The sequence below is a fragment of the Bacillus sp. FSL R5-0654 genome (genome assembly GCF_038008745.1).
GTDB classification, from domain to species: domain Bacteria; phylum Bacillota; class Bacilli; order Bacillales; family Bacillaceae; genus Bacillus; species Bacillus safensis.
The window spans coordinates 1,787,846-1,800,650 of record NZ_JBBOZV010000001.1 but is presented as its reverse complement, the minus strand read 5'-3'; the positions used below and the strand labels follow the sequence as shown (position 1 = coordinate 1,800,650).

Annotated in this window: 11 protein-coding genes; 8 read left to right on the top strand and 3 right to left on the bottom strand. The window is 36.6% G+C overall.

All coding sequences use genetic code 11. From position 1 onward, the window contains the following. Positions 1-182 precede the first annotated feature (182 nt). The 6 genes from NSS76_RS08985 (at position 183) to NSS76_RS08960 (ending at position 7,155) form a co-directional block, all read left to right on the top strand. A complete protein-coding gene (locus tag NSS76_RS08985; protein ID WP_149126613.1) occupies positions 183-1,151 on the top strand; it encodes an AraC family transcriptional regulator in 969 nt (322 codons plus the stop codon). Between the two features lie 139 nt (positions 1,152-1,290). Next, positions 1,291-2,709 carry a rhamnulokinase gene (rhaB, locus tag NSS76_RS08980; protein ID WP_125587382.1) on the top strand — a complete coding sequence of 473 codons (1,419 nt, stop codon included), beginning with the start codon at positions 1,291-1,293 and terminating at the stop codon, positions 2,707-2,709. Between the two features lie 21 nt (positions 2,710-2,730). Further along, complete coding sequence (gene rhaA, locus NSS76_RS08975; RefSeq protein ID WP_125587381.1) at positions 2,731-3,999, top strand: L-rhamnose isomerase; 1,269 nt, start codon at positions 2,731-2,733, stop codon at positions 3,997-3,999. Positions 4,000-4,280: 281 nt separating this feature from the next. Continuing rightward, positions 4,281-4,997, top strand: a complete 717-nt coding sequence (locus NSS76_RS08970) for a (Fe-S)-binding protein (RefSeq protein WP_111927442.1) — start codon at positions 4,281-4,283, stop codon at positions 4,995-4,997. A gap of 20 nt (positions 4,998-5,017) precedes the next feature. Then, positions 5,018-6,442, top strand: coding sequence for a LutB/LldF family L-lactate oxidation iron-sulfur protein (locus tag NSS76_RS08965; protein WP_149126615.1), 1,425 nt, complete (start codon positions 5,018-5,020; stop codon positions 6,440-6,442). Further along, positions 6,442-7,155, top strand: a complete 714-nt coding sequence (locus NSS76_RS08960) for a LutC/YkgG family protein (RefSeq protein WP_341081830.1) — start codon at positions 6,442-6,444, stop codon at positions 7,153-7,155. Before NSS76_RS08965 ends, NSS76_RS08960 begins: the two co-directional genes overlap by 1 nt. 119 nt (positions 7,156-7,274) lie before the next feature. Here the strand turns inward: NSS76_RS08960 and NSS76_RS08955 are convergent, their stop codons facing one another. From NSS76_RS08955 to NSS76_RS08945, 3 genes are all read right to left on the bottom strand, one after another. Beyond that, on the bottom strand, positions 7,275-8,546 hold the full coding sequence (locus tag NSS76_RS08955; protein WP_125587379.1) for an MFS transporter: 1,272 nt from the start codon (positions 8,544-8,546) through the stop codon (positions 7,275-7,277). A gap of 82 nt (positions 8,547-8,628) precedes the next feature. Then, positions 8,629-8,943: an L-rhamnose mutarotase gene (gene rhaM, locus NSS76_RS08950; RefSeq protein WP_056766886.1), complete on the bottom strand. Its 315-nt coding sequence runs from the start codon at positions 8,941-8,943 to the stop codon at positions 8,629-8,631. A gap of 330 nt (positions 8,944-9,273) precedes the next feature. Further along, on the bottom strand, positions 9,274-10,056 hold the full coding sequence (locus tag NSS76_RS08945) for a DeoR/GlpR family DNA-binding transcription regulator (protein WP_111927438.1): 783 nt from the start codon (positions 10,054-10,056) through the stop codon (positions 9,274-9,276). 366 nt (positions 10,057-10,422) lie between these two features. On the opposite strand from NSS76_RS08945, the gene rhaD reads away from it, so the two are divergent. Next, positions 10,423-11,259 carry a rhamnulose-1-phosphate aldolase gene (gene rhaD, locus NSS76_RS08940; protein WP_111927437.1) on the top strand — a complete coding sequence of 279 codons (837 nt, stop codon included), beginning with the start codon at positions 10,423-10,425 and terminating at the stop codon, positions 11,257-11,259. A 42-nt stretch (positions 11,260-11,301) separates the two neighbouring features. Continuing rightward, positions 11,302-12,768: an aldehyde dehydrogenase gene (aldA, locus tag NSS76_RS08935; RefSeq protein WP_149126616.1), complete on the top strand. Its 1,467-nt coding sequence runs from the start codon at positions 11,302-11,304 to the stop codon at positions 12,766-12,768. The last annotated feature ends 37 nt before the right edge of the window (positions 12,769-12,805 follow it).

Genomic DNA, 12,805 nt, shown 5'->3' with positions numbered 1-12,805 from the left:
CCACTCTTGCAGAAGCACTTTTGTACAAACCTATGAGCTTGGGAAATAATAAAGAGACTACTTTAGGTAGTCTCTTTTTAAAAAGCATGGAGTTAGACTCTATATAAGAAAGAAGGTATGTGGGCTTTGGTTGAAGAAGTCTAATAAACAATGAAGTAAGATTATAAACAAAGGAGAAACCTATGCAACATGATCTTCTCAATCAATTATTAAAGATAACAGATGAAGAGGAACTGATTCTACAAAACAGAAGAGAGATAAATAAAGACATTTATACCAATCAGTCTAATTTTATTATAGAAAGTCAAAAATTTCTCAATCAAGAGAGTATGATTACGGTTCGAAAACATACACGCTTTGTGGATTTTCCTAAACATAAACACGACTACATTGAGATTAATTATGTTTACAATGGACAGTATAACCAAAAAGTAGGGAATCAAAGAATAAATTTGCAACAAGGGGAGCTGTTATTTTTAAACCAGCATATTGAGCATGAAACTCAAGCTTGTGCAGAAGAAGACATTATTATTAATTTTATCATTTTACCTCATTTTTTTGATTTTATCTTTTCGTTTTTAACGACTGAAAATAGAATTAGTAATTTCTTAATTAACAGTTTATATAACAGTACTCAAAATGGACAATTCCTTTACTTTAAAGTTTCAGAAGTAGAAAGCATTCAAGAATTAATAAAAAAAATTATTATTGAAATTATGTCTCCTGCTTTTATGTCTGAATCCACCATTAAATTGTATATGGGGCTTTTAATGGTGGAGTTAATTAAACACGCTGATAAGGCCGAACATACAGAAGACAATCCTGTACAACATTATTTAATTGTTGAATCATTAAAGTATATTGATGAACATTTCCAGAGTGCATCACTGAATGAATTAGCCACAAAATTAAGCCAGCCCGCTTATGCTTTAAGTAAAGAGATTAAAAAGGCTACCAACTATACATTTAAAGAATTACTTCAAGAAAAACGTTTAAATAAAGCGAAAGAGTTACTGGAAAGTACAGATATGCCAATTGCCTCTGTTATAGATCAAGTTGGATATGATAATGTAAGTTATTTCTATCGGATTTTTAAAAACAAATATCATCAGACACCAAAGCAATTCAGAGAACACTTAGCAAAAAGATAAGATGCTGCTAAATGTTCTTTTTTATTTTAAACAATTGCAAATAAGGACAATAAATAAATCATTTTAGACATTATTTTCTCCTTTTAGCTGGCTTAATATAAAGACATAAGCAAACGCTTTCATGCAAAGGGTGATTAAAATGAAGAAATGTTGTTTAGCAGTTGATATTGGTGCTTCTAGTGGAAGATTAATAGCGGGTCATCTTGAAGATGGACTTTTAAATCTAAAAGAAATCCACCGTTTCGAGAATAAAATGGTCCAAAAAAATGGCCAGTTTTGCTGGGAGCTTGATCGATTATTTGAAGAAATAAAAAAGGGAATCCATCAATGTAGTGAAATGGGATTATCTCCAGAAAGTATCGGTATTGATACATGGGCAGTAGACTTTGTTTTACTAGATGAATGGAACAAACCTTTAACAGATTTTGTTGCCTATCGCGATTCGAGAACAGACGGGATGATGGATGAGGTTTTTAAAACATTCATGAAGGAACGTCTGTATCTAGAGACAGGAATTCAATTTCAAAAATTTAATACGATTTATCAACTTTATTCAATCAAACAAAATCATCCGGAGATTTTAGAAAATGCAAAATCTTTTCTAATGGTTCCTGACTATTTTCATTATTTATTAACAGGAAAAAAGGCAAACGAATACACAAATGCCACTTCAACTCAGCTGGTTAATGCTTTCACAAAGAAATGGGATCATGAGATATTAGATCAACTAGGCATGAACAAAGAAATGTTCAAAGATATTCATCCCCCAAAAACAGTGTTGGGTACATTGACTGAAGATTTAATAGAGGAATTCGGCTTTAATATGAAGGTTATTCTCCCAGCCACTCACGATACTGGTTCAGCTGTCATTTCGGTTCCTGAGCAGGAAGAAACAATCTATATTAGTTCAGGAACGTGGTCTTTAGTTGGTGTAGAAAATCATTTTCCAATATGTATTACAAAAGCTTTAGATTACAATTTCACCAATGAGGGCGGCATTGATTATCGCTATAGATTTTTAAAGAATATTATGGGGCTTTGGATGATACAAGAAGTGAAAAGAAATTATAAAAATCAATTTTCTTTTGCAGAGTTGGTCGTCTTAGCTAATCAGGCTCAAACATTTAAATCCATCGTTAATGTAGATGATCCACGGTTTTTAAAGCCAGAAAATATGATTCAAGAGATTCAAAGTTATTGTCAAGAAACAAACCAGCCAATTCCATCTAGACCTGGAGAAGTAGCAAAATGTGTGTTTGACAGTTTAGTATGCAGCTACCAGCAAGCCATTAATCAAATTGAAGAAATTTTTGAAAGAACATTCAATCAAATTAATGTGATCGGAGGGGGTTGCCAAAATGAACTGTTAAATCAACTAATTGCTGACGCAACAAAAAAAGAAGTATACGCTGGTCCAGTTGAAGCAACCGCCATTGGAAATATTGTAGCGCAGTTAATGGCAGTTGGCGAAATTGAAGATATAAAAGAAGCAAGAACAATCATTAAGAACTCTTTTAAGGTTAAAAAATACACACCTTTAACAGTAACGACACCGTAAAAAAGAAAGGAAGAATATCACATGACAATAAGAGAAAATTATGAGATTGCGAAAAAAGAATATGAAAAATGGGGAATCAATGTTGATGAAGTATTGGAACAATTAAAACATGTACCGATTTCCATTCATTGCTGGCAGGGAGATGACATTGCTGGATTTGAAGTAAATAAAGGAGAATTGTCAGGTGGAATTGATGTAACGGGAAATTATCCTGGTAAAGCAACCACACCTCAACAACTAAGAGCAGATTTAGAGAAAGCGTTGTCTTTAATTCCTGGAAAACATCGTGTGAACTTACATGCCATTTATGCGGAAACAAATAGAGAAGTCGTTGAAAGGGATCAATTAGAGCCAAGACACTTTGAAAACTGGGTGAAATGGGCTAAAGATCAAGGTGTAGGCTTAGATTTCAATCCAACATTATTCTCACATGAAAAAGCAGCAGATGGGCTAACGTTGTCTCATCCTGATGAACATATCAGAAATTTTTGGATCAATCATTGTATCGCCAGCCGCAAAATTGGTGAGTATTTTGGTAAAGAATTAGGAACAGCATCCTTAACAAATATTTGGATTCCAGATGGTTATAAAGATATTCCAAGTGATCGACTAACGCCTCGTCAACGGTTAAAAGATTCGTTAGATAAGATTTTTGAAGAGGAGATCAATGAAAACTATAATCTTGATGCCGTTGAAAGTAAGTTATTCGGTATTGGTTCTGAATCTTATGTGGTTGGATCGCATGAATTTTATCTTGGATACGCATTAAAGAATAATAAACTATGTTTATTAGATACAGGACATTTCCATCCGACTGAAATGGTATCAAACAAAATTTCATCTATGCTGCTTTACAGTGACAAGCTTGCCCTTCATGTTTCTCGTCCTGTTCGCTGGGACAGTGATCATGTTGTGACGCTGGATGATGAGTTACGTGAAATTGGTCTCGAAATTGTTCGAAATCAAGCATTGGATAAAGTGATGATTGGCCTTGATTTCTTTGATGCAAGTATTAACCGAGTTGCAGCATGGACAATTGGAACAAGAAACATGATTAAATCGTTACTATATGCAATGTTAGTACCAAATGAACATTTAAAAGAGTTACAGGAAGATGGAAACTTTACAGAAAGATTAGCATTAATAGAGGAATTCAAAACGTATCCTTTCGGTGCAATCTGGGATTACTATTGTGAAAAAATGGGCGTGCCTGTAAAAGAAACATGGCTGGAAGAAGTGAAACAATATGAGCAAGATGTATTAACAAAAAGAAACTCTGTTTTAGCCTAAAAAATCATGAAAGGCTAACTAGTAAATTTACAAAGAGATACAGTCAGGGGAAGGGTCTAATAGATCAATTCCCTTGTTTATATTACAAGGATTCCTTTTTAGATGAATAGGTTACAACTCAATGTTTTTTCCACTCTACGCGTGCTAATTGAAGGGAATCATATTCATCTCACATGGAGAATACACAATAAAAATACTTATGAGAGAAGGGGCCTGCTTTTACTTTTCAGTCATCAGCCGACCAGGTAAATCTAAATATTCGTTAAGAGGAGGTTTTAAAATTGAAAGTGAGCTTATTTATTACATGTTTAATTGATACTTTCCAGCCGAATGTCGGTAAGGCAACAGTTGAGATACTTGAACACCTTGGTTGTGAAGTATCATTTCCTACATCACAAGTATGTTGTGGCCAGCCCGCCTATAATAGTGGCTATGTTGCCGAAGCCAAGCAAGCAGCGAAAAATATGATCCAAACCTTTGAAGATGCAGAGTATATAGTAACTCCCTCGGGTTCTTGTGCAGCGATGTTCCACGAATATCCACATATATTCAAAGGAGATTTTCAATGGGAGGAGCGAGCAAGGCGTCTTGCTGAGAAAACGTATGAACTAACTCAATTTATCGTAGAGGTGTTAAAGGTTACAGATGTAGGGGCACGTTTAAAAGGGAAAGCGACCTATCATACATCTTGTCATATGACACGTTTGCTAGGTGTGAAGGAAGCACCTTTTACGCTGCTTTCTAATGTAAAAGAATTAGAGGTTGAGCACCTTCCCAACGCCCAAAATTGCTGTGGATTTGGGGGAACTTTTTCTGTGAAAATGATGCCAATATCTGAACAAATGGTAGACGAAAAAGTGGAAAGTGTTGAACAGACAGGTGCGGACTATTTAATTAGTGCAGATTGTGGATGTTTAATGAATATTGGAGGACGAATAGAACGTTTAGGAAAATCAGCGCGGGTACTGCATATTGCAGAGGTATTAAATAGCCGTTAATTCAAGGGGGGGAACACGACATGAGCATGAAAATTAGTGATAAAAAATTTAATGAACGTATTGAGAAAGGAATCCAAGATTCTACGATGCGTGAAGCTGTGTCTACAGCTCAAGAACGCCTGTATACACGTCGTTTGGCAGCTAGTGAAGAGCTTGGGAACTGGGAAGAATGGCGCGATTTAGGGGAGCAAATCCGTCAACACACGCTGGAGAATTTAGATTATTACTTAATGCAATTAAGTGAAAATGTTACAAAACGCGGGGGACATGTCTTTTTTGCGAAAACAAAAGAAGACGCCGCTCAATACATGAAGGAAGTTGCAGAAAAAAAACAAGCCAAGAAAGTCGTGAAATCCAAATCAATGGTAACCGAAGAAATCGAAATGAATAAAACTTTAGAAGACATAGGTTGTGAAGTAGTAGAAAGTGACCTCGGCGAATACATTTTGCAAGTTGATGATCATGAACCACCTTCCCACATCGTAGCGCCGGCTCTTCATATGAAAAAAGAACAAATTCGTGATGTATTTCAAGAAAAACTAGGTTATGGAAAGTCGGAAGATCCTTACGAGATGACAAAATTTGTTCGTAAAATCCTGCGCGAAAAATTTCTTGAAGCAGAAATCGGTGTCACCGGTTGCAACTTTGCCGTTGCAAATACAGGATCAATCTGTTTAGTGACCAATGAAGGAAATGCGGATCTTGTAACTGCTATTCCAAAAACGCAAATCGCTGTAATGGGAATGGAACGTCTTGTACCAACAATGGAGGAGCTGGATGTACTCGTTGGATTGCTTTGCAGAAGTGCAGTAGGGCAAAAGCTAACGAGTTACATTACAACAGTAGGGCCTAAATATGAAGAAGAGGCAGATGGTCCAGAAGAATTTCACCTTGTTGTCGTTGATAACGGCCGTTCTGAAATCTTAGGGTCTGAGTTCCAACAAGTATTACAATGCATCCGTTGTGCAGCATGTATTAATGTATGTCCAGTATATCGTCATGTCGGAGGACATTCTTATGGCTCTATCTATCCGGGGCCAATTGGTGCAGTATTAAGTCCACTTTTAGGTGGATATGACGATTATAAAGAACTGCCATATGCATCAACTCTTTGTGCAGCATGTACTGATGCTTGTCCAGTTAAAATTCCGCTACACGAACTACTTTTAAAACATCGTCAAGTAATTGTTGAAAAAGAAGGACGTGCTCCTCTCGGTGAGAAACTAGCGATGAAAATGTTTGGAATGGGAGCATCATCTGCTGCTCTATACAAACTAGGTACAAAAATGGCACCTACAGCTATGAAGCCCATTGTATCAGGAGATCGAGTCTCCAAAGGAATTGGCCCATTAAAAAATTGGACTGAAATTCGAGAATTCCCAGCTCCAAGTAAAGAACGTTTTCGAGACTGGTTTGACAATCATAAAAAAGGTGGTGAAAAGTAATGAGAGGAACAGCTCAAAATCAGGAAGTTTTTTTAAATCATGTGGCTAAACAGCTAGGACGCGAAAGACGAATAAGTGGTGTTGTACGACCAGAGTGGAAGAATAACGTAAACTGGGATGTAATGAAAGGTTATACAGAAAAGGAGTTAATCGCTTCGTTCACAGAGCACTGCAGCAAAATTCATACCACTGTTTTTGAAACAACAAAAGATCACTTAGCTGAAGCTTTAAAGAAAATTGTTGCTGAACATGGCGGGGGGCCCGTAATGACAGCCCAAGATTCACGTTTCAAAGAATATGGCTTAACAGATTTACTTGAAAAAGAATGGCCGGAAGAAAATATAGAGGTACATGTATGGGATTCAAAAAGAGGACGTGAAGCGAATCATTCCCTCGCCGAAAAAGCCAATATTGGTATTACATTCAGTGACTATGCACTTGCCGAGTCAGGAACAATTGTTGTAAAAACTCATGAGGGACAAGGGCGGGCACTTCACTTTTTGCCGACTGTCTATGTCACGATTATCCCGCGTGAAACGATTGTGGCACGTATTACACAGGCTGTTTCTGACCTAAACCAACGTGTGGAAAAGGGAGAAGCTGTTGCTTCTTGTATTCACTTTATTTCTGGACCAAGTAATTCTGCAGATATCGAAATGAATTTGGTCGTAGGTGTGCATGGACCTTTAAAAGCTTTTTATTTCATTGTGTAAGGTTGGTTGATATAAAAAATAGAGTTTCCATTTGGAATCTCTATTTTTTATTGTAGTAAGGAGAGCAGGGGGGAGGCAGAAAAATAACCAAGCTTCTCAAAGAAAGCTTGGCTATTTTTTTAAGCGCTGTATCGTTCTTTTTCAATTTCTTTTAATGATTTTCCTCTTGTTTCTGGCGCCATGACTAATCCAATAATTGCAGCAATTACAAGAAACCCAATCATAATAGAACCTGATATTTTAAATCCTAATGTAGAAATCATCGTTGGAATCACAAGTGATATAAGGCCAACGGCTACACGCGCTGTACAAAAAAGGAATCCTTGTGCCTTTGCACGGTATTTTGTATGAAATAACTCACTTGACCAAAGACCATAAAATGCTTGAGCACCAAAACCAGCTGCAATTCCCCATAATATTACAAATATAAGCAGTTCAGTCATGCCCATTCCGCCATACGTAAGAGTAGCCCAAGCAGCAATCCCCATTGCCGCTCCTATGCCATACAATACACGTCTGTTCACTTTATCACCTAGTTTAATAAAGACAAAGTACGTTCCTAAAACGGTCAAAATCCATAAAAACGCTTGTAATAAATTTGCTTGTGATGATGAAAGCCCTCCAACGGTCTGATAAATATACGGCATGAAGTATCCCATTACACCAGCTACTAAGTTCCAAAAGCAATAGATCCCTAGTAATAAAATAATGGCATGACGGTTTGCTTTGATTGTGAATAATTCTTTGACTGGACTTTTTAATTTTTCACCATTTGCTTTTTGATTCTCTTCTTTTTGTTTTTCTTCTTCCCATATTTTTGATTCACTAATTTGTTGTTGCATAATCCAAGTAATTAAAGCGATTACAAATAATTGACCAAAAATAATTCGGCTTCCTAAAAGACCTAATGGGGCCAAGGCGACAGAGAGGAGTAACGAAATAGCTGGACCAACCGACCACGCTAACTGTCCCCATCCTACACGAGATGCACGTTCATTTTCAGGCGCTTCTTCTGCTATATACGTCCAAGCAGCTGGAATGGCAGCTCCTACGGCTACTCCAGTAATAATGTATCCAGCTAACAACATGGGGAAGTTAAAAGACAACATCGTTAATAAGACACCAAACATATAGACCAATAAATCGTATTTATAAATTAACTTTCGCCCATATTTATCAACCAGAACGCCTCCTATGAGGGCTCCTGCAGCTGAAGCAAATCCATTAGCACTCAGCGCTCCTAATAATCCCAGTTTAAAGTCATTTAAATTTAAATATTCCATCCAGAGTGTCAGGCCGCCAGCAGCAGCTACGATGGATGCTGCCTCCAAATAATTTGACATTGCTACAGTAATAGTAGACTTTAATCCGCCTTTTGCATTACCAGCCATATTTAAATCTCCTCTCAAGTACCTTCAAACGATACATCCGTTTGAATGCCTGTATTTTTGCTGTCTTTGTTTTCCTAAAAAATTATGCTAAGTAAAACAATTCATTTAAATCTACAGAGCGTGGACTGTTATCTGAATTTGTCTCCATGATAGGTGCCATGTAATCCCACCATTTTTTACAAATATCACTTTTAGCCATCTGGTTCCATCTATCTTCATTTTCGATTTCCAAATAAGCAAACAATTGGCCACTTTCTTTTTCTAAGAAAATAGAATAGTTATGAGCTCCATGCTGTTTTAATGCCTCAACCATTTCCGGCCATATTTCATCATGTCGACGTTTGTATTCATCAAATTGATCCTTGTGTACAAACATAATACTGGCTTTTCTTATCATCTCTCTCGCTCCTTGTACTGTAGAATAAATGAAAAAAATAAAGAAAGCGTTTGCAAAAAGCAATTTAATCTTCACAATAAAGTGATTTTTTCCCCTGATTTCTGCAAAATCTTTATTTTTCTTTGTTTATATGGTCATATTATTATAAAAACAAAAATAAAACAACATTTTTTTATTATTGGTTTTTGTTAATGTTGATTACGAGAGGGGTTCATCATAAATAAGGCAAGATAAAATTGTGGATATAGAAAAAGACAAACCTATATAGGTTTGTCTTGAACACGTATATACACAGAAAAGGAGAGACATTAATCTTCTATTTGGATTTGACTATGAAGCAGATTCACTCATCAAGGCTACAGAAGTAACATTAATATTTTTATCACGTAAAATGGCATGTGCATCATTGCTTAGTTTATCGTCAACAATAATGCGGCTAATATCACTTAATGAAGAGATATGAGAAAATTCACGGGATCCAAACTTACTAGAGTCGACCATTAAAATGGTCTCATGTGACCGTTCAATCATTTTTCTTTTTAAGAGAGCCTGCCACTCATTTGAATCACTTAAGCCGCTATTTAAGTCAATACCCTTACAGGATAAGAACACTTTATTCACATGATAATTTTCCAGTGAGCGCTCTGCTAGAGGTCCTACGTAGGACAACGATTTAGGAAGGAGGAGACCTCCTGTTGAGATCACCTGAATTTTTTCTTTCTTACTTAATTCTATGGCTACCTTAATGGAGTTGGTGATAACAGTCAAAGGAATATTCGGAAGGATTTTTGACATGTACCATGCAGTGGTACTTGCGTCAAGGATAATACGGTCGCCTTCTTCAACTTGCTTCACAGCTTCACGTGCAATCACTTTCTTTTCTAATACATTCGTAATTTCTCGCTCTGAAAAATCAACTTCTGATTCTTTTTCCTCAATACTAACTGCTCCGCCGTGGCTTCGCCGCAACTTATTTTCTTTCTCTAATTTTTCAAGATCACGGCGAATCGTTTCATCTGTCACAGAAAAAATTTCGCTTAATTCTGATACACGAATGCTGGATCGTAAATTAACTAAATCTACTATTTTTTGATGCCTTTCAGCTAATAACATGTGTAACTTCCTTTCGCTTTTAAATATGAATAAAAGAAAAACAGCATAAAATTGCCTATAAGGTTGTTGTTTTGTTTTTATTTTTGTTTGTTTTCATCATAACATACTTATAACTTCAAAAAAATGACCTTAAACAGCAGCAAGGTTTAGTATTTAACGCGAATGAAACAGCATTGTATCATTCATAAAATAACCACTTATATCACAATCAAAACAAACACAAACAAAGATAAAATGTTTGTTTGTGTTGACTTAATGTGTTTCTCGAAGTAATATGAGGATGTAAACGCTTTTGCATGAGTTTATCAAAAGTATAATTTTTATTTAGAAAGATATATATCAATGAAAACAAGGGAGAAGATGGAGATGAAAGACCTTTTGACAAAGAAAAATATACTAAAAGCACCTTTCCTTCAAGAAATGACCAAAACGACAGCAAACCTATATCGCTTAGGTTGGGATGAACGAAATGGCGGGAATATTAGTTATTTATTAAAAGAAGACGAAGTAGCAGAGTACCTTGACGTTCATGATGTGAAACGAACGGTGCCGATGATTTTTGATGGTGCTGAGTTAGCAGGGAAATATTTTATTGTGACGGGTTCGGGGAAATATTTTAAAAATGTAATAGATGATCCAGCCGCTAACCTTGGTATTATTCGTATAACTGAAGATGGCAAATCGCTTGATATTTTATGGGGGTTAGAAGAGGGAGGCGTTCCAACAAGTGAGCTTCCATCACATTTAATGAGCCATATTGAAAGATTAAAAGCAGATCCAAACCATCGTGTGATCATGCACTGTCATGCAACAAACCTTATTGGTATGACATTCACACACAGCTTGGATGAAGTAGCATTTACAAAAACTTTATGGCAGATGTGTACCGAATGCATTGTTGTATTCCCAGAAGGAATTGGTATTATTCCATGGATGGTTCCAGGAACTGATTCAATTGGAGAAGCTACAGCTGCAAAAATGAAAGATGTTCGTTCAGTTATTTGGCCACACCACGGAATTTTTGGTGCTGGAACTACAATGGATGAGACATTTGGGTTAATTGAAACAGCTGAAAAAGCTGCGGAAGTATACACAGTTGTATGTGCACAAGGAAGCGTCAAACAAACCATTACAGATCAACAGCTTCAAGACTTGGCAGATGCTTTTGGTGTTGTGCCAAGACAAGGAGTTTTAAATCTATAAAAATAGTCTTTCCTACAATCCAATATTAGGAGGTTTCAGTAAATGAACTCACAAACCAATGTTAAACAATTTCAAATGTACATTAATGGAGAATTTGTAAATGCTAGCTCTGGCGAAGTGATACAGGTGTTAAATCCGGCAACTGAAAAAGTGATTTCAGAAGTGCCAAGTTGTTCTAAAGAAGAGGTTCAAGAAGCGATTGAGTTTGCAGAAGCTGCACAAAAAGAATGGAAAAAGAAACCGGCTGCTGAGCGTGCAAAGTATTTAACACGTTTAGCTGAAGAAATTCGAAAAAATAGAGATTTTCTTGCACGCGTCATTTCAGAAGAACAAGGAAAAGTACTTGCTCTCTCTACTACAGAAGTTGATTTTACTGCTGAGTACATTGATTATATGGCAGGTTCAGCAAGGACGTACGAAGGGGAAATTCTTCAAAGTGACAGACCAAATGAAAATATAATGATCTTTAAAGAGCCAATCGGGGTTGTAGCTGGCTTTTTACCATGGAATTTCCCATTCTTCCTTGTAGCGAGAAAGGCTGCGCCTGCATTGGTAACAGGGAATACCATTGTCATTAAACCTAGTAGTGATACGCCAAATAATGCAATAGAATTTGCAAAATTAGTAGATAAAGTGGGTATTCCAAAAGGGGTATTCAATCTTGTAACAGGGCGCGGAGATACAGTGGGAGACGAACTTGCTTCAAATGAAAAGATTGGTTTAGTCAGTTTAACAGGGAGCGTGGATGCAGGTGTAAGTGTCATGAAAGCTGCAGCTCAAAATGTAACAAAAGTCAGTCTAGAGCTTGGCGGTAAAGCACCAGCTATTGTAGCTGAAGATGCAGACATTGATTTAGCCGTGAAAGCAATTGTCGACTCACGTATCATTAATACGGGACAAGTATGTAACTGTGCTGAACGCGTGTATGTTCATGAAAGTATCGCCGATCCATTTATCAAAAAAATTGTCACATCAATGAAAAATGTGAAATATGGCAATCCTCTCGAAGATGAAGGTTTAGATATGGGACCACTTACAAATAAGCAAGCAATAGAATCAATTGAAGCGATGGTAAACCGAGCTGTTGAAGAAGGGGCCCAAGTGTTAACTGGTGGAAAACGTGCAGATGTGACACCTGGATATTACTATGAACCAACAGTCCTCGTGAATGTAAAACAAGATTCAGAAATTGTACAGGAAGAAGTATTTGGACCGGTTCTCCCGATTATGACGTTTAAAGATTTAGATGAAGCAATTGAGCTTGCGAATGATTGCCAATATGGATTAACATCATCTATCTTTACACAGAATTTAGATACAGCGATGCGTGCTGCAAATGAGTTACTATTTGGAGAAACGTACATTAACCGTGAAAACTTTGAAGCCATTCAGGGATTCCACGCAGGTCGTAAGAAATCTGGAATTGGCGGAGCAGATGGTAAACATGGTTTAGAAGAATTTTTACAAACTCATGTTGTTTATTTGCAGCATAACTCAAACAAAAGATAAGAGAAAGACAACTTAATATTCCATGAGATGTATCAAT

Bases quoted from the DNA above. Each gene is read 5' to 3' on its own strand.
- rhaA (WP_125587381.1), top strand. From the start codon at position 2,731: ATGACAATAAGAGAAAATTATGAGATTGCGAAAAAAGAATATGAAAAA.
- aldA (WP_149126616.1), top strand. From the start codon at position 11,302: ATGAACTCACAAACCAATGTTAAACAATTTCAAATGTACATTAATGGA.
- NSS76_RS08965 (WP_149126615.1), top strand. From the start codon at position 5,018: ATGAGCATGAAAATTAGTGATAAAAAATTTAATGAACGTATTGAGAAA.
- rhaD (WP_111927437.1), top strand. From the start codon at position 10,423: ATGAAAGACCTTTTGACAAAGAAAAATATACTAAAAGCACCTTTCCTT.
- NSS76_RS08985 (WP_149126613.1), top strand. From the start codon at position 183: ATGCAACATGATCTTCTCAATCAATTATTAAAGATAACAGATGAAGAG.
- NSS76_RS08960 (WP_341081830.1), top strand. From the start codon at position 6,442: ATGAGAGGAACAGCTCAAAATCAGGAAGTTTTTTTAAATCATGTGGCT.
- rhaB (WP_125587382.1), top strand. From the start codon at position 1,291: ATGAAGAAATGTTGTTTAGCAGTTGATATTGGTGCTTCTAGTGGAAGA.
- rhaM (WP_056766886.1), bottom strand. From the start codon at position 8,943: ATGATAAGAAAAGCCAGTATTATGTTTGTACACAAGGATCAATTTGAT.
- NSS76_RS08945 (WP_111927438.1), bottom strand. From the start codon at position 10,056: ATGTTATTAGCTGAAAGGCATCAAAAAATAGTAGATTTAGTTAATTTA.
- NSS76_RS08955 (WP_125587379.1), bottom strand. From the start codon at position 8,546: ATGGCTGGTAATGCAAAAGGCGGATTAAAGTCTACTATTACTGTAGCA.